Below are 17,397 nucleotides of genomic sequence, written 5' to 3'. Positions count from 1 at the left end.
AGTCACATCTCATCCGGATCCTTCATGGAAACCCACTTCTTATGACGAGAAGAAGCAGCCGTCACGCACAACAGAAATGCCAGATAACACAGCAGGAAAACGACTGGAACAACGGCGCCTTTTTCTCCCTGCAGCAATGCCTCCAGAGCAGGAGCCCTCTTCACCCATATATTTTGTACCAGCCACCCAACAAAGAGAGTAACCAGCATAGTAGGAGTCACATACTTCATGATCCACATATAGAAGCGAGGAATCCGTATCTGGGAGTAGCTATTCAAGTCTGCAAAACCCCGTTTGATATTCATCTTCCAGGCAAACAGGATCATCACCACCATCGCACTGAGAAAGAAACACATCGTCCCGATCCAGAAATCGCATGTATCCAATGCCAGAAGATCACGACTGAACCACGTCACGACACCTGCTCCGCAACAGGTGAAAAAGCCCAACACGACAACAGCCATTTTCCGGCTCAATCCCATGAATTCCTCAAAATAAGCCAACCCCACCTGCATCATGGAAATGGAACTCGTCACCGCCGCCATAAACAACAGCATGAAGAACAATACGCCGAAGACCCCTCCCATATGCATCTTGGCAAATACCTGAGGCAGAGTCATGAAACCCAAGGCAAACGTCCCCTGCCCGGCCGCACCGGCTACTCCGAAAAATGCGACTGCCGCCGGAATGGTCATCATACCGGCAATCGTAACCTCGCAGACCTCATTGGAAGCCACTGCGGTCAGAGAACTCAGAGCAATATCATCTTTCCTCTTCAAGTAGCTGGAATATGTCAATATCAACCCTGTGCCTACCGACAGACTCAAGAACACCTGCCCGGCTGCGGCAATCCACAATTCCACATTCTTCAAGCCCTCCCACACGGTCATTTCCGTCAATCGCAGGCTTCCTTCCGAAGCACTTACTTTTTCATGCAATTGTTTCATGGCCTGTGGATTAGTCACCGGAGCCATGGAAACAACCTTCCAGGACTCGACACCGTCCGTTTCCACACGTTCCTCCAGCAGAGTCTTGTTAGGGTTCCACATATATCCCAGGCCTTCTTCGACATTCCTGTCCGGATAGGCTGGATCGGGAGTCCCGATCGTCAACACTCTCGCAAGCAGAATCAGGGAAATAACGAGCAGTATAGGCACCGACCATCGGCAGAACATTTCCACCCCCTTGGAAATCCCGCGATACACAATGCCGAGATTCAAAACAACACTTACCAGCAAGGCGATGACAAGCAGGCTTCCTCCCGTCAGTGCCGCCCCGTCGCCAGCAATTCCGACGAAATCGCCAAATACCTGTCTCGTCTCGCCGATCGTTGAAAAAGCCTCCGTTCCGTCAAGCAGTTTGCACATATAGCCAAAGCACCATGCCTCAATCGGAATATAGTAGAAAGCTACGGCCGTAGGTCCCAGAATGGTAATGACTCCCAGAAATTTCCACAGACTCGACCCCTGGGTCAGCTTCCACAGAATGCCGGGACCGCAATTACTTCCCATCAGTCCTCCGCGGCGGCCGAGAGACCATTCCGCCCATCCCACCGGCACCCCAAGCAAAATCAGAGAAATCACATACGCGACCATGAACGCTCCTCCTCCGTACTGAGCGGCAAGCCCCGGAAAACGAAGAAAGTTTCCCAACCCGACAGCACTTCCGGCAACGGCAAAAATCACGCCCAGTTTGCTGGACCATTGCTCCTGTTTCCGCTTGGACATGGGCAATACAATGTGATAAAATCGTTAACTTGTTCAAGAGAAAAGGAACAAGACAAAGCATCCGGTACGGGTATTGAAATGCCGACGCACCCTGTAAAAACAGAGAAAACTTCCGAAAGAGTGTACGTCCTCCGGACTTTTTGAACAACCTCATCCGTCGAGAAGTCCAATCCGTCAACAATGTCATGTTTTAGGCAGCCCTAATTAAAAATCTTGACTGAAAGATAAAAATTGGAATTATTCCAATACACATTCAACCAACCCATAAAAAATATGCTCCTCGTAGGAAAACAAGCCCCTGATTTCAGTGCCAACGCAGTCGTCAACGGAACGATCGTCGAAAACTTCTCCCTGTCCCAGTACAAGGGTAAGAAATACGTTGTCCTGTTCTTTTATCCGAAGGATTTCACCTTCGTCTGCCCGACCGAACTCCTCGGTTTCCAGAATGCACTGGCTGAATTTGAAAAACGCGACGTTGCTGTCATCGGTTGTTCGACGGACAGTGAATTCTCCCACTGGGCCTGGGTTAACACCCCGACCAGCCAAGGCGGTATCCAAGGCGTCACATACCCGATCGTCTCCGACATCAACAAAACGATTGCCGGCAACTACGACGTTCTCGCCGGGGAACAGCTCATCGACGAAGAAGGCAACGTAGACGTGGAAGGTGAAATGGTCGCCTACCGCGGCCTTTTCCTGATCGACAAGCAAGGCATCGTCCGCCACCAGTTGATCAACGACATGCCCCTTGGACGTTCCATTGAAGAAACCCTCCGTATGGTCGATGCTCTCAAACACTTCGAGCAATACGGTGAAGTCTGCCCTCTCGGCTGGCATGAAGGTCAACGTGCCATGACACCCTCCCACGAAGGTGTCGCTTCCTATCTCAGCGAATAACATCCTGACTGGAATCCGGTTCCCGCCATGGGAAACGGTTCATGCTTCGAGGCGGAATCCACAAGGATTCCGCCTTTTCATATTGATCGATCCAGGTTATTTTTTACATAAAGTCAATTAACAATGCCAACTCCATCCCCCCTTTCATTCGCCGCAGCCGCCGAAACGCCGGAGCCACCTCCCACTAAACCCGTCGATCCCGTCAAGGACATTGAAAATTTCATGAACATGCCGGATTGGATGAAAGCCAAGGAAGTAGACTCCCTCGTGAGCAACCTGGCTCATGCAGCTATCTGGCTGATTGTCGCCTCAGTAGCATTAATCATCCTCTGCAAGGTTCTTGCCCCACTGTTCCGAAGGCACATGTCACCGCAGGCCTCGGCCTTGCTCCTCAAAATCATCCGTCACGGAGGATTCATCCTCATCATCGTCGAAGCGTTCGCCCTGCTGGGATTTGATATTGTGACTCTGCTCGGTGCCGCAAGCATTATCGGCGTAGCCGTCGGCTTTGCGTCACAAACTTCGCTATCCAACATCATCAGCGGACTTTTCCTCGTCGGCGAGCGACAAATCAACCTCGGCGACATCGTAGAAATCATCGGCATCCGCGGTACAGTGGATGCCATTAACCTCATGTCCGTCCAAATACGCCTGCCGGACAACACCATGGTACGGGTTCCCAATGAAATGATCATTAAAAACCCGGTCAGCAACATCACCCGCTTCGAAACCCGGCGATGCGACATCGATTTCTCCGTCGATTACAGCAGCGACCTGGATAAAGTCCTCGCCCTGCTCAACAAGATCCTTGCCGATCAACCCCTCTGCCTGAATACCCCGCAACCAAGTATCCTGTTTTCCGGATTTCAGGATTCCGGCATCGCCTTCACCGTCGGCGCCTGGTGCGAGCGGGACAACTACGCTCAGCTCCGCATGGATCTGGCCAAACAAATCAAAAAAGAGTTCGACAAGGAAGGCATTTCCATCCCCTTCCCGATCATCAGCATCGACGCCCGCAACAACTCCATTCCCGTTACGCTAGTCTCCTCCGAAGCGGCTTCCCGTGATTAAAAGAGAGTCCTCTGTCCGAAAATCGAACGAAATCGCCACATCAGCGTTCTTTTAGCTTTTCATTTGCTCCGCAAAATTTCAAGCTGGAGCCGTAAGCAGTACACTGATGACAGACGCCCACCATCCTCCCTTCAAAAGGATCCTGCTCAAACTGAGCGGAGAAGCCCTACGCAGCCCAGGCAGCATGGATAATATTTCCCCGGAAATCGTTGCCCGCATCGCCCAGGAAATCGCCGATGCCCACCAGGCTTCCGGCATTGAACTCGGGCTCGTCGTTGGAGGCGGCAATTTCTGGCGAGGGGCCAAAGCCAGCGTCCGCGGCATGGAACGCGCCACGGCAGACTATGTGGGCATGCTTGCTACGGTCATGAACGCCTTGGCTTTGCAAAGTGCCATCCAGCGTTGCGGCGTTCCCTGCATTGTCCAGTCCGCCATCGAAATGAAGAATGTGGCCGAACCGTTCATCCGCCTCAAGGCCAAGGAAGACCTCTCCCAAGGTAAAATCGTGATCTTTGCCGCCGGTACCGGCAATCCGTTTTTCTCTACGGATACGACGGCAGCTCTGCGCGCCAGCGAAATCAACGCTGAAGTCGTTATGAAAGCCACTTCCGTCGACGGTGTCTATGATGCCGACCCGAAAAAGGTGGATAATGCCAAACGTTTTGATACAATCGCCTATCAGGAATGTATTTCCCGCCAATTGAAAGTCATGGACTCCACTGCTTTCACTCTCTGCATGGACAACAAGAAACCGATCATCGTCTTCGATATGCACACGGAAGGCAACATTACCCGGGCTCTCATGGGAGAACCCATTGGCACAGTCATTTCCTAACCCACCAACCCATACCTTACTTTAATCATGGACGCTAACACAGTACTTTCCAATGTCGAAGCCGGCATGCAAAAAGCCATCGAATACCTCCACGGTGAATTCGCAGGCATCCGTACCGGCAAAGCTTCTCCCTCACTGGTAGAAAACCTGGACGTCATGGTCGCCAGCTACGGTTCCAGCATGAAGCTTAAAAGCATGGCCGTCATCAGCACTCCCGATGCCCGCAGCATTCTCATCCAGCCGTTCGACCCGGGCACGCTCAATGACATTCAACGCGCTATCAACGAAAGCCGCCTGAACCTCAATCCCGTCATCGATGCCCGCTCCGTGCGCGTACCCATCCCGGCACTTTCCGAAGAACGCCGCAAAGACCTTGTCAAATACGCCAAAAGCGTAGCGGAAGAAGCCCGGGTTCGCGCCCGTGGCAGTCGGCGCGAAGGCATGGACAGCCTCAAGAAGCTCAAAGCCGATAACACCATTACGGAAGATGATCAGCGCACCTTGGAGGACAAAGTCCAGAAGCTGACGGATAAAACCGTCAAATCCATTGATGAAATCCTTGCCGCCAAGGAAAAGGACATCATGACCGTTTGATCCTCTTCTCTCATCCAATCTCACCGTCAACCAATCATTTTCCCATGACTGATTCCATCACCAATTTCCTTGCAGCCGGCATTGAAATCAACGGTACCATCCGCTTCACCAACGACATGCACATCGATGGCAAAATCGAAGGCGAAATCTCATCCGAGCGCGGAACGGTAACCATTGGCGAATCCGCCGAAATCAAAGGCGATATCACCGCCGGAGACGTCCGCATTTACGGCAATGTCGAAGGCAAGGTCAATGCCCAGCGTTGCGAACTCAAGCGCCAGTCCCGCCTCCGCGGAGATGTCCACACCAAGACTCTCTCCATGGAAGAGGGAGCCCAGCTTTCCGGTCGCACGGAAATCGGTTAATCCATTTTTCCAATCCCCTGATCTTTTCAGCGGAGGGAAATTCCCCTCCGCTTTTTTATGAACATGCAGGCCCATCCCTAAGTCAAACACAACATAAGATTCATCTTAACAATCACCACATCCATGAAAATTGTTACCTACCTGCTCACTGTAGCCATGCTTCTTGCCCCCGGTCTTGCAACAGCTCAAAGCCTTAAAATCGTCGACAAAGACGGCAAGGAAATTCCTACATCCAAGGAAGATCTGAAAAAGAGCCTCAAACAGAAAAAAGAGGAAGCCGCCAAGAAACGAGCCGAACAGAAAAAGGCTCAGGAAGAAAAAGCCGAAAAAGCTCGCCAGGAACGCGAGCAAAAGCGTCTTGACTCTGCCAATAAGCACTTGAACAAAATCGGACTTGAAGTAAAGAAATAAACTTTTCTAATCTTTGAAAGCCAATCAAAAAGACAGCCATTCCGGATAACGGAATGGCTGTTTCGTTGGAACGAAAACCGGGACCTTACACTTGATGCAACCCATTCAAGAACATCTGAATGGAAATCATCGTCAAAATCATTCCCATCAGACGTTCCAGAGCAACCATCCCACGGTCTCCCAAAAACTTAATGAGATATTGGGACAAGTACAGAACAACAGCCGCCGCCAGCCACGCCAGGAACACAGCCCCTCCCAGCAAAGACATCTCCACGGCATCCTGGGCAGCCGAAGATTGCAGCAGGATAATAGCTATTGCAGACGGACCGGCCATCAGAGGCACGGCAATCGGAACAATGAACGGTTCGATCACTTCATCATTTCCAGAAGAAGATGTTACGGACTTATTGGGAAATACCATGCCAATGGATACCATGAAAAGGAGGATCCCTCCCGTAATGTTCAGGGCGGATTGCTCCAACTCCAAAAATTGCATCAAAGCATTGCCGGCAAACAAGAATAGAAGAAGAATCGCCAATGCAAACAGAGATTCACGAACCAGGATTCGCTTCCTTCTCTTGGGCGAATACCCGGCAATCATGCTGTGCACGACAGGCACTAATCCCAGTGGATCCAGCACGATAAAGAGGAGTACAGCCGTTTTGATCAAATCCATGTCGCCCAACATAGCGTCAAATCCATTGCTGGCAAGCCTCATCAGCCTGCATTGAACATGCAAATCCCGTCTTCAACCCAATTCTCATGGATTCTCTCTCTTTATTGAACAGCCAAGTAATCGACATCTGCTTCCGCAGATTGCACATTGACCAAGCCGCGACCATAGTATTCGAATGCATACGGCAAGGAAGCATCCACCACGATCGTCTCGCGTACCTCTGAGGAGCGATGAGGCGACAGGCAGAGAGCCATTATCGTCTGAGCCGTCTTTTCATCCAATACACCTCCACAGTCCGGCCTACCGACTGGGATCACATGGCTGATCCTCACAGATAGAGAGAGGCCAGATTTTTGGGAAAACACATAGGGATTTTCGCGGTAGTTTCCTTTGTGAGGCGTCTCCCAACAAGAAACAGCCGATCGTACCTCACCCAGATTGATAATGGAAGCACCGTTGGTAAACTGTTCTTTCAACATGCGGGCCAAAAAACTCCGGGCAGCTTCTTGAGGTACCTTCAGAACATCATCTCCCCCCTCATCCACCTCTACCAGTTCGCGCCCAGAAGCCGCACTATTGACCATATAGTCTACCCGGCCGTATTGAAGTTGGATAAAGTGAGCAAAGGATGCTAGATCGTTCCTGGATTTCATTTCTCCCATGAAAAGGAGGTGTCCGCAACCCTGGAGGAAACTAATCAGCTCTTCACCTGCAGCTCCATCCTTGTCAAAAATTGCCAAACTGATTCCCTTTGATGCCATCAAGATACCTACCTGACGGAGCATACCGCGAGAGGTTCCCATCATGACGGCAACTTTTCTATTGAACTTGTAAGCATTCATTGCCTGAATCATTCAGGGGACAGAGGACAGATTCAATGATTATCAACTCCTTCCGCGCTAATTGAAAAGTATCCTCCGTTAAGAAAACATTGAATTCCCCCTCAACCAGCCTCCTCCTGCCCTCGACATCCAAAACCAGACAAAGGCAGAACTCGTGTCAGTATTCCCAAAAAATGCTCAACTCATGAAACTATTTGCATTTGACAATAGTTTAATAAATCAACTATCTAACATCACGACCAACAACCAGCCCCATGAAATTTTTTCCTTTTCTTCTGTCCCCCGGCGTTACCAGCCTCCTTGCCATCTTCCTTTTCATGGGAACGCCAAGCCCGGCGGCAGACACTCCCGCCCCAACCCATTCGCCTGCCAGTACCGTATTAACAGAAAAGGCTTCGCTCATGAGAAATGCCATCAATAAGCCCTACACCGGCCAGATTGAAGCCATTGATACGGTTGCCATCCAACCCCGAGTATCGGGTAACATCCTTTCCCAGCACTTCACGGAAGGTGACATTGTCAAGGAGGGTCAGCTTCTCTTCGAAATTGAAGACACCCAGTATAAGGCCAACGTCATGAACGCCGAAGCGCAAATCGCCCAAACTCAGGCTAAACTCAGCTACGCCAAGGCCAATTTGGAACGCTACGAAAAACTGGTTAAAAACGCCTCCGTCTCCAAGGATACCGTTGAAAATGCCCGCAGCTCCATGGCAGCCCTGGAAGCCCAGAAGAAAGCCGAGGAAGCTCAACTCATTATCGCTTACGACAATCTCAACTACACCAAAATAACCACGCCCATCTCCGGAAAAATCGGGCGAACCACCTTTTCACGAGGTAATTATATCACTCCGCAATCCGGTACGCTGGCTACCGTCACCAACATGGATCAAGTGTACGTCCGCTTCCCCATGAGCGAACGAGACCTTCTTTCTCTCTTCGGCAATACGGACGAAATGAAGAAAAACGCCGTCATCCACCTGAAACTTGCCGATGGCAAACCTTTCCCGACATCCGGCTCTATCGCCATGATCGACAACAAGATCAAACCCACGACGGATACCATCACTATCTGGGCCAAATTCAACAACCCGGAAGGCAACCTTACCCCTGGCGGCATCGTCACTGTCGATCTCTCCAAGAAGGAAGTGGAATCCCTCCCCTCCGTCAATATCTCCGCCATCATGTATGACGATACCAAATGCTATGTGTACATTGTCAACAGCGACAATATCGTCGAACAGAGAGATGTCCTTCTCGGCAATATGATGAACAACCGCCAGTGTATTCGTTCCGGCATCAAGGAAGGCGACATCGTCATCGTAGACGGTCAGCACAAGACCCGCCCCGGCGCCACGGTCATTCCCGTAGAATCCAACTGAGCTATTAGCCATGATTTCGGAACTTTTCATCCACCGGCCTAAATTCGCTATCGTCATCGCCATTCTCATGGTGTTGGCCGGCGTCATCTGCGTATCGCGCATCCCCATTGCAGAATACCCGGAAATCGCCCCTCCGACCATCAACGTCCGCACCACATACGAAGGAGCCAGCGCCCAAACGGTTATGGAAACCGTGGGCATCCCGCTGGAACAGGAACTCAACGGGCTGGAAAACCTGCTCTACTTTTCGTCCACTTCAGACAACAGCGGCGGCTATTCCGTCAATATCACCTTCAAAAGCGGATCGGACTCGGACATCAACATGGTCAATGTCCAAAACGCTCTAAAACGCGTCGAACACAGCTTGCCAACAGAAGTCGTCAACCAGGGTATTACCATCAAAAAGCGTACCTCTGACATTCTCGGATTCTTCTCCTTCCGGGCAGATCCGAAAAAAATGAGCAACCTCCAGCTCAACAACTATGTCAAAACGCGCGTCAAAGACGTCATTGCCCGCATCGACGGCATCGCCAGTTCAGACATCATGGGAGCCAAGGATTACAGCATGCGCATCTGGCTGGACTCCGTCCGCATGTCCGCACTGAATATCACCCCTGGCGATGTTGCCGCCGCCATCCGCGAACAGAACATCCAAGCTGCAGCCGGTTCCATAGGAGACCAGTCCAACGACTCCTTCGTCCAATACAAAGTCAACGTCACAGGACGTCTAAAAACCGTCGAAGAATTCAGCAACATCATCGTACGTACCAGCGATGACGGCGATATCGTTAAGATCAGGGACATCGCCCGCATCGAACTGGGCGCGGAAAGCTACACCGGCAGCTCCCGGGCCAACGGCAAGACATCCGTCAACATGGCCGTTTACCGCAATGACGACTCCAATGCCCTGGAGACGATGAAAACCGTCAAAAAAACGCTGGAAGAGCTTAAGGTATCCTTTCCCGACGGCGTCTCTTACGAGGTCAGTTACGACCCGACGGAATACATCATAGCGACCATGTACGAGATCATCGAAACACTCGTCATCGCTTTGCTTCTCGTCGTCGGCATCACCTACCTCTTCCTGCAAGACTGGCGAGCTACACTTATTCCCGCACTGGCTATTCCGGTCTCCCTTCTGGGCACCTTCGTAATCCTCCTGCCGCTGGGTTTCAGCATCAACGTACTGACCATGTTCGGGCTAATCCTCGTCATCGGTTCTCTCGTGGATGACGGCATCATCGTCGTGGAAAACACGATCCGTCTCATGGATACGGAAGGGCTCTCCCCGTTGGAAGCTACTAAAAAGAGTATGCATCAAATCACGGGAGCAATCATTGCCACAACCCTGGTTACTGTCGCTATTTACATCCCGATCGCGTTCATCGGCGGCATGGTCGGCAATATCTACCTGCAGTTTTCCGTGACTATGTGCGTGGCGCTCTGCCTGTCTGCCGTCAATGCACTGACACTCAGTCCGGCTCTTTGCGTCATGCTCTTGAAGAAGAGGAAAAAGCAAAGAAGATTCAATATCTTCCGCCCCTTCAATGCTACTCTGGAGTTCTCCCGCCGTTCCTATCTGAAAATCTCCGGCGTATTCGTCCGTCGCGCCTGGTTGACTCTGTTGGCCCTGGCTGCCGTCCTTTTTGCCGACTGGAAGTTATTCGAAATCCTTCCCTCGTCCTTTTTGCCTCAGGAAGACAAAGGCACGCTCTTCGTCGACATCCAGCTTCCTCCGGGGGCCGCTCTGTCCCGTACGGAAGAGGCCCGCACCCAGGCGGAAGTCATGCTGATGGCAATGCCGGGTGTCCGCCAAGTCTCTTCCGTTACCGGGTTCAGCTTCACTGGAGGCAGCGGTGAAAACGTCGGAATGTGCATTGTCCAACTCCAGCCTTGGAACAAACGCACAACCCCGGATCTTCAAATTGACGCCCTTCTCGGCAAGGCCCAAGGCATGCTGGCCACAATTCCCTCGGCAAACATCAAAGTCTTCAGCCCGCCCGCCATCATGGGTCTCGGTGTCACAGGCGGCATTTCCTTCATGCTGCAGGCAGCCGGCGATGAAACACCCAAGCAGCTGGAACAGCACATGAACGACATGCTGGATCAAATCCGGAAGATTCCCGGCGTCGTCACGGCTTTCTCGTCCTATGAAGCCAATACACCGCAACTCTTCATGCACCTGGACCGCCAGAAAGCCCAAACCATGCACGTGCCGGTCAATCGCATCTTTTCCACCCTTCAGGGCAAACTGGCCTCCCTGTACGTCAATGACTTCAACATGGACGGCTATGCCTTTAAGGTAAAGATCCAGTCCGACACCAAGGAACGCGTCGGCATCAGGGATATCATGAGTACCTACATTCAGAACAATGAAGGCGAAATGGTACCCCTCAGCTCCGTAGCCACACTTTCCTATATCACCGGACCTCGACAAATCACCCGTTACAACCAGCTCATGTGCGCCAACATCCAGTGCATCATCAAAGCCGGTTCCAGCAGCGGCGAAATCATGAAGCAGATCGAAAGCCTGAAGCTTCCGGCCAATTACTCCATTGCCTGGACAGACATGAGCTACCAGGAACGCGAAAATGACGGACAGATTCTCTTCCTGATGATGCTTGCCTTCATCTTCGGCTACCTGTTCCTTGTGGCGCAGTATGAAAGTTGGACAACGCCCATGTCGGTGATCGTCTCCGTTTCCGTCGCCATCATGGGAGCGCTGGCCGGCCTGCTCATCTGCGGTTCATCACTGAGTATCTACGCCCAGTTGGGCTTGGTCATGCTCGTGGGGCTGGCAAGTAAAAACGCCATTCTGATGGTCGAATTCTCCAAAGAAGACCATGAACGAGGAGCCACGATCCAGCAGGCTGCTCTGAACGGGGCAAGCCAGCGTTTCCGCGCCGTCTTAATGACAGCCATTTCGTTTATCATCGGTGTATTCCCGATGGTTATCGCCACAGGAGCCGGTGCCGCAAGCCGCCAGGCCATCGGCATCACAACCTTCTATGGCATGATCTGCGCCACTTGCGTCGGCATCCTCCTCATTCCGGGCCTCTATTCCATGTTCCAGCGCATGCGGGAATTTACGCGCAACAAGGTTAAAAGGTCCGGTAGAATACACCCTCAAAAAAATCAGGAAAAACTTCCGGACGAAACTGCGACCGACCCGTCTGTCCAGTAAAAATCCACCCTTTTATCCCCCCCCCTGTAACCGGTCCCCTCGCACAAACGCGGACGAGGGGGCCGGCTGTAGTTTTTTTGTCCTTTTCCCTTCGTACTGACTGCCTTCTTGCTTGCATTGAACCCGCTCTTCCCCTAGCCTTTCTCTGATATGTCAGACGAGTCCAACGAGCCTATTCATACGTCCGTAAACACAACAGCACAACAGGAATACGGAGCAGCGCAGATTGACAAGCTGGAAGGGCTTGAAGCCGTTCGAAAACGTCCCGGGATGTACATCGGCGACCCCGATCTCAGGGGGCTTCACCACTGTGTCTTTGAAGTTCTGGACAACTCCATCGACGAACACCTTGCCGGTTACTGTTCAAAAATCGAAATCATCATCCATGTAGACGGTTCTCTGTCCGTAGCCGACAACGGCCGCGGCATCCCCGTCGACATCCATCCCAAATTTGGAATCCCGGCGGTAGAGCTGGTACTGACCAACCTGCACGCGGGCGGTAAATTCGGGCAGGGAGCCTACAAATACTCCGGCGGCCTGCACGGTGTAGGGGCCAAATGCGTCAACGCTCTGGCCGACTGGTTCAAAGCTGAAGTCCGCCGCGACGGCAAACGCTACATGATCAAGTTCGAACGCGGTCGTACAACGGAACCGCTCAAGGTCATCGGCACGGCGCCTGCCGGCGTCACCGGTACGACGATTACATTCTTCCCCGATGCTACGATCTTCACGGACTCCATTGAGTTCAAGTTCGAAATGCTTACAACGCGCCTCCGCGAACTCGCCTTCCTCAACCCCGGACTCATCATCGAACTCCGGGACGAACGCCAGACGCCGGAACGCAAGGAACAATTCTACTACAAAGACGGCATCGTCGAATTCGTACGTCAACTCGGCGAAAACAAAGAACTCATCACTGAACAACCCATCGCCATCTCCGGCGTCCGTGAGGTGGAAGTCGAATACGATGGCAAGAAAATGAACGACGATGTACTCGTCGACGTCGTTTTCCAGTACAACAACACTTACGTCGATCAAATCCTCTGCTTTGCCAACTCCATTTACAATGGAGATGGCGGCACGCACCTGTCCGGCTTCCGAAGCGCCCTGACACGCGTCATCAACACCTATGCCAAAGCCAACGGCCTCCTTAAAGACAAAGACCCCTCGCTCAGCGGCGATGACGTGCGGGAAGGCCTTGTAGCCGTCATATCGGTCAAGATGCCCAACCCGCGCTTCAGTTCGCAAACCAAGGACAAACTCGTCAATACGGAAATCGAAGGAGTCGTCAGTAACGTCGTGTACGAAGAAATCAAAACATTCTTCGAAGAAAACCCCGCCATCGCACGCAAGATCATCGATAAAAGCATCAATGCCGCCCGTGCCCGCGAAGCCGCACGCAAGGCCCGGGAAACCGTCCGCAAGAGCGCTTTAACAGTCGGTGGACTCCCCGGCAAACTGGCCGACTGCTCCGACCGAGACCCGAAGAAGTGCGAACTCTTCATCGTCGAAGGTGACTCCGCAGGCGGCTCCGCCAAACTGGGACGAGACCGTCGTACACAAGCAATTCTTCCATTGCGAGGCAAAGTGCTCAACGTAGAAAAGGCCCGGCTGGACAAGGCCCTGTCCAACAAGGAAATCCAGAACATGATCACGGCCATCGGCGCCGGTATCGGAGAAGGTGACGACGAAGGTTCCTTCAATCTGGAAAAGGTGCGTTACCACAAGATCATCATCATGACCGATGCCGACGTCGACGGCGCCCACATCCGGACCCTCCTGCTAACCTTCTTCTGCCGCCACATGCCGCAACTCGTCAAGGCTGGGCTCCTCTACATCGCTCAAGCTCCGCTCTACCGCGTTATCCGCAAGAAAAAAGAAGAATACGTCCAGGACGAAATCGCCCTGAACCGCAAGCTCATCGAGTTGGCCGTCAATGACGTCACCCTCAGGATGGCCGACGGTTCCCGCACTTTCACGCCCGATGAGCATTTCTCCATCCTCGAAACTCTCATCAACCTGCAGCGTTACGCGGAATCCGTCCAAATGCAGGGAGGATCCTTCGAAGACCTCATCAAACACCGGGAAATCAATGGAGACTTCCCGGAATACCTCGTCAAAATCCGCTGTGGAAACGACGAATCCATTCAGTACTTCCACAACACGGAAGCGCTCGTTGCTTTCTCCGATGCCAACCGGGACCTATGCATCTTCGGAGAACCAACCGAGGAAGAGCTTCTCGCCAATCCTCTCCCGGAACGAGAAGGCCCCAGCCGCCGGGCCTTGACACACGAACTCCACGAAGCCAAAGCCATCACCCGCACGCTTGCACGCCTGGAAGAACTGGGTATCCCTGCCAACATGCTGATGTCCGAAGACAACCCGATCTTCGAACTCATAGAAGGCGAGGGAGAAAAACAGAAAATCCAGCCGCTCTTCTCCGTCATGGATATCCTCCAGAGCGTCATCAACATCGGCAAGAGAGGCGTTGAAATCACACGATTCAAAGGTCTCGGCGAAATGGACGCCAAAGACCTTTTCAAAACGACGATGGATCCGGAAAAACGCGAACTTCTCCGCGTCATCCTGAACGAAGACAACGCTGTCCAAGCCGACGAAATGTTCACCATTCTCATGGGAGATGTCGTCGAACCCCGTAAGAACTACATCGTGGATCACGCTCTCAACGTGCGCAATCTGGACATCTGATTCCCACCACATCACCTACCCCTTTTTGATCAATGGACACCAATCGCATCAAACCCGTGGATGTAGCCAGCGAGCTTTCCACCTCGTTCCTGGACTACTCCATGTCCGTCATCATTTCCCGCGCTCTGCCGGACGTTCGTGACGGACTGAAACCTTCCCAGCGGCGTATCCTTTACGCTATGAAGGAACTCAACCTTGCACCCGGCGGGAAAACGCGTAAATGCTCCAAAATCGTCGGTGACACCATGGGTAGTTACCATCCCCACGGCGACGCGGCTATTTACGGAACACTCGTCAACATGGCCCAGAACTGGTCCATGCGAGACATCCTCGTCATCGGACAGGGCAACTTCGGAACACCCGATGGAGACCCCGCCGCCGCATCCCGATACACGGAAGCCAAACTCTCCGGCATGGGAATGGCCATGATGACCGACCTCGACAAAGATACTGTCGACTTCATGCCCAACTACGACGGAACGACAACCGAACCGACAGTCTTCCCATCCGCCTTCCCGAACCTTCTCGTCAACGGAGGCACCGGTATCGCCGTCGGCATGGCCACCAATATGGCTCCCCACAACCTGGGAGAAGTCGTCGACGGCATTTGCGCGACGATCGACAATCCCCACATCAGCGTCGAAGAACTCCGACAGCACATCAAAGGGCCTGATTTCCCGACCGGAGGGGATTTGCTCGGCTTCTCCGGCATCGACAGCTACTTCCGCACGGGTCGCGGCTCCGTCCGTATTCGCGGCAAAATCGATATCGAGCAATCCGACACCGGCAAAGACCTTCTGATTATCCGGGAAGTCCCTTACGGAGTCAACCGAGCTGTCCTTCAGGAACGTATCGCCGAACTCTGCAAGGAGAAAATACTTACCGATATCTCCGGACTCCGTGACCTTTCCGATGAGCAGACCTGCATCGAAATCGAACTAAAACGCGATGCCCGTCCCCAAGTCGTCGTCAACCAGCTCTACAAGCTCACCTCCATGGAGACATCCTTCTCCGTGAACATGCTGGCTATTCACGACAACCGGCCAAAGACGCTCACGATGCTTGATGCCATCAACTTCTACATCGAGCACCGGCGCGAAGTCATCGTCCGCCGTACGCGCCACCTCCTCAACGAGGCGGAAAAAGATGCCGAACGCCTGGAAGCATTCCTCCTCGCCCTTGGCCACATGGATGACTTCATCCATATCATCCGCGATTCCAAAAACCGCGATGAAGCCCGCCAGCGCCTGCAGGCCTATACATTCCCCATTGCAACGGCAGAAGGTCTCGGTATCCTGATCCGTTCCCAGCCTTCCGTTCAGAACGGCCTCTATGTCTTCACCGAACGCCAGGTCAACGCCATCCTCGACTTGCGCCTCTACCAACTCACCGCACTGGAATCGGACAAGATCAACAACGACTATTCCGAACTCATGGTCCTCATCAAGGACTACCTCGATATCCTGGCCAACGAATCCCGCGTACTCGGCATCGTCAAAGACGAACTTCAGGCAATCAAGACCAAGTATGCCACTCCGCGCGTGACGCGCATCATTCCTTTCGAAGGAGACATGGCTATCGAGGATTTGATCCCGAACGACTCGATGATCGTCACCATCACCCACAGCGGCTATATCAAGCGGACCAACTCCGCTGAATACCGCGTCCAGGCCCGTGGCGGCAAAGGCATCAAAGCCGCTACGACCAAAGCCGCCAAAAAAGATCAGGAAGCCGACTTCATCGAGCACCTGTTCGCTGCACAGAACCACGACTACATCATGTTCTTCACCAACACCGGCCGCGTTTATGTGGACCGCGTGTATGAAATCGATGAAGCCGCACGTAGCGCCCAGGGACGTAACATCAAGAACCTGCTCGACCTCCAACCGGAAGAAAATATCGCTGCCATCCTCCGCCTTGAACGCCAAGTAGACGAAAACGGCAACGATACCACTTTCGGCGAAGAAAGCGGTTTCGTCGTCTTTGCCACTAAAGACGGTACTGTCAAGAAGACCAGTCTCAATGACTTCCGCAACTATCGCAAAGCCGGCATCATCGCCATCAACCTGGAAGAAGGCAACAGCCTCGTCAATGCCGTCCTCACATCCGGCAACAACGAAATTGTCCTCGTCACGCACGACGGCATGAGCATCCGCTTCAATGAAAGCGACCTGCGCGACCAGGGACGCAATACCATCGGCGTTCGCGGCATCCGTCCCCGTCCCGGCGATTATGTCGTTGCCCTCGCCATCGTGGACGAATCGGCAACCCTCCTCGTCGCCTCGGAAAACGGCTTGGGCAAACGCACCGGTTTCGACGCCTACCGCCTCCAAAGCCGCGGCGGTACCGGAGTCAAGACCATGAACTGCACGGACAAAACCGGCAAGGTTGTTTCCGCCACAGTCGTTTCAGAAACAGACGAACTCATGCTGATGACTACTGCCGGACAATCCGTCCGCATCAAGGTAGAAACCATCCGCGAAACAGGCCGCGTCGCCCAAGGAGTCAAACTCATGACCCTCAAAGACGGCGAAACCATTCAGGACATTTCCATCGTCATTCCCGACGATGATGATGAAACATCCGAAGGAACGGATGAAGAAAACGTCTCGGAAAACAGTGAAACACCCGAATCCGGAGACGCCGCTACTCCGGAAGAATAAAAGAAACATTCTTTCAACACTTATGTGCAACAAACGGACCGGCA

Annotated in this window: 13 protein-coding genes; 10 read left to right on the top strand and 3 right to left on the bottom strand. The window is 52.8% G+C overall.

The features are described from left to right. Positions 1-2 precede the first annotated feature (2 nt). Positions 3-1,727 (bottom strand): hypothetical protein, encoded by a 1,725-nt coding sequence (locus QET93_RS04240; RefSeq protein WP_280131992.1) that lies wholly within the window; start codon positions 1,725-1,727, stop codon positions 3-5. Positions 1,728-2,000: 273 nt separating this feature from the next. Here QET93_RS04240 and QET93_RS04235 point away from each other — a divergent pair, with 273 nt between their 5' ends. The 6 genes from QET93_RS04235 (at position 2,001) to QET93_RS04210 (ending at position 5,900) form a co-directional block, all read left to right on the top strand. After that, positions 2,001-2,624, top strand: coding sequence for a peroxiredoxin (locus QET93_RS04235; RefSeq protein ID WP_280127026.1), 624 nt, complete (start codon positions 2,001-2,003; stop codon positions 2,622-2,624). 123 nt (positions 2,625-2,747) lie between these two features. Further along, positions 2,748-3,695, top strand: coding sequence for a mechanosensitive ion channel family protein (locus tag QET93_RS04230; protein WP_280131993.1), 948 nt, complete (start codon positions 2,748-2,750; stop codon positions 3,693-3,695). A 106-nt stretch (positions 3,696-3,801) separates the two neighbouring features. After that, positions 3,802-4,530, top strand: coding sequence for a UMP kinase (pyrH, locus tag QET93_RS04225; RefSeq protein ID WP_280127024.1), 729 nt, complete (start codon positions 3,802-3,804; stop codon positions 4,528-4,530). Between the two features lie 27 nt (positions 4,531-4,557). Continuing rightward, positions 4,558-5,124, top strand: coding sequence for a ribosome recycling factor (gene frr / locus QET93_RS04220; RefSeq protein WP_280127023.1), 567 nt, complete (start codon positions 4,558-4,560; stop codon positions 5,122-5,124). Positions 5,125-5,168: 44 nt separating this feature from the next. Then, positions 5,169-5,489, top strand: coding sequence for a polymer-forming cytoskeletal protein (locus QET93_RS04215; RefSeq protein WP_280127022.1), 321 nt, complete (start codon positions 5,169-5,171; stop codon positions 5,487-5,489). Between the two features lie 123 nt (positions 5,490-5,612). Further along, a complete protein-coding gene (locus QET93_RS04210; protein WP_280131994.1) occupies positions 5,613-5,900 on the top strand; it encodes a hypothetical protein in 288 nt (95 codons plus the stop codon). An 85-nt stretch (positions 5,901-5,985) separates the two neighbouring features. On the opposite strand, the gene QET93_RS04205 is transcribed toward QET93_RS04210, so the two are convergent. Beyond that, complete coding sequence (locus QET93_RS04205) at positions 5,986-6,576, bottom strand: MarC family protein (protein WP_280127020.1); 591 nt, start codon at positions 6,574-6,576, stop codon at positions 5,986-5,988. Positions 6,577-6,677: 101 nt separating this feature from the next. Further along, positions 6,678-7,430, bottom strand: a complete 753-nt coding sequence (locus tag QET93_RS04200) for an SDR family NAD(P)-dependent oxidoreductase (RefSeq protein ID WP_322190117.1) — start codon at positions 7,428-7,430, stop codon at positions 6,678-6,680. Between the two features lie 242 nt (positions 7,431-7,672). Between QET93_RS04200 and QET93_RS04195 the strand changes: the two genes are divergently transcribed. The 4 genes from QET93_RS04195 (at position 7,673) to gyrA (ending at position 17,353) form a co-directional block, all read left to right on the top strand. Continuing rightward, the gene (locus tag QET93_RS04195) at positions 7,673-8,797 is read left to right on the top strand and encodes an efflux RND transporter periplasmic adaptor subunit (RefSeq protein ID WP_280131996.1); all 1,125 of its coding nucleotides are present in this window, start codon (positions 7,673-7,675) and stop codon (positions 8,795-8,797) included. A gap of 10 nt (positions 8,798-8,807) precedes the next feature. Then, positions 8,808-11,981, top strand: a complete 3,174-nt coding sequence (locus tag QET93_RS04190) for an efflux RND transporter permease subunit (RefSeq protein ID WP_280131997.1) — start codon at positions 8,808-8,810, stop codon at positions 11,979-11,981. Between the two features lie 150 nt (positions 11,982-12,131). After that, positions 12,132-14,690, top strand: a complete 2,559-nt coding sequence (gene gyrB / locus QET93_RS04185; protein WP_280127016.1) for a DNA topoisomerase (ATP-hydrolyzing) subunit B — start codon at positions 12,132-12,134, stop codon at positions 14,688-14,690. A gap of 32 nt (positions 14,691-14,722) precedes the next feature. Then, on the top strand, positions 14,723-17,353 hold the full coding sequence (gene gyrA, locus QET93_RS04180; RefSeq protein WP_280131998.1) for a DNA gyrase subunit A: 2,631 nt from the start codon (positions 14,723-14,725) through the stop codon (positions 17,351-17,353). Positions 17,354-17,397: the final 44 nt, after the last annotated feature.

It is taken from the genome of Akkermansia sp. N21116 (genome assembly GCF_029854705.2).
GTDB lineage: Bacteria > Verrucomicrobiota > Verrucomicrobiia > Verrucomicrobiales > Akkermansiaceae > Akkermansia.
Note: the sequence above shows the minus strand (reverse complement) of the source record. Positions and strands in the feature narration are given on the sequence as shown.

What these genes read in the sequence shown, in the direction of transcription:
- QET93_RS04205 (WP_280127020.1), bottom strand. Translation starts at nt 6,576, where the DNA reads ATGGATTTGATCAAAACGGCTGTACTCCTCTTTATCGTGCTGGATCCA.
- pyrH (WP_280127024.1), top strand. Translation starts at nt 3,802, where the DNA reads ATGACAGACGCCCACCATCCTCCCTTCAAAAGGATCCTGCTCAAACTG.
- gyrA (WP_280131998.1), top strand. Translation starts at nt 14,723, where the DNA reads ATGGACACCAATCGCATCAAACCCGTGGATGTAGCCAGCGAGCTTTCC.
- gyrB (WP_280127016.1), top strand. Translation starts at nt 12,132, where the DNA reads ATGTCAGACGAGTCCAACGAGCCTATTCATACGTCCGTAAACACAACA.
- QET93_RS04190 (WP_280131997.1), top strand. Translation starts at nt 8,808, where the DNA reads ATGATTTCGGAACTTTTCATCCACCGGCCTAAATTCGCTATCGTCATC.
- QET93_RS04210 (WP_280131994.1), top strand. Translation starts at nt 5,613, where the DNA reads ATGAAAATTGTTACCTACCTGCTCACTGTAGCCATGCTTCTTGCCCCC.
- QET93_RS04195 (WP_280131996.1), top strand. Translation starts at nt 7,673, where the DNA reads ATGAAATTTTTTCCTTTTCTTCTGTCCCCCGGCGTTACCAGCCTCCTT.
- QET93_RS04235 (WP_280127026.1), top strand. Translation starts at nt 2,001, where the DNA reads ATGCTCCTCGTAGGAAAACAAGCCCCTGATTTCAGTGCCAACGCAGTC.
- QET93_RS04215 (WP_280127022.1), top strand. Translation starts at nt 5,169, where the DNA reads ATGACTGATTCCATCACCAATTTCCTTGCAGCCGGCATTGAAATCAAC.
- QET93_RS04200 (WP_322190117.1), bottom strand. Translation starts at nt 7,430, where the DNA reads ATGATTCAGGCAATGAATGCTTACAAGTTCAATAGAAAAGTTGCCGTC.
- QET93_RS04240 (WP_280131992.1), bottom strand. Translation starts at nt 1,727, where the DNA reads ATGTCCAAGCGGAAACAGGAGCAATGGTCCAGCAAACTGGGCGTGATT.
- QET93_RS04230 (WP_280131993.1), top strand. Translation starts at nt 2,748, where the DNA reads ATGCCAACTCCATCCCCCCTTTCATTCGCCGCAGCCGCCGAAACGCCG.
- frr (WP_280127023.1), top strand. Translation starts at nt 4,558, where the DNA reads ATGGACGCTAACACAGTACTTTCCAATGTCGAAGCCGGCATGCAAAAA.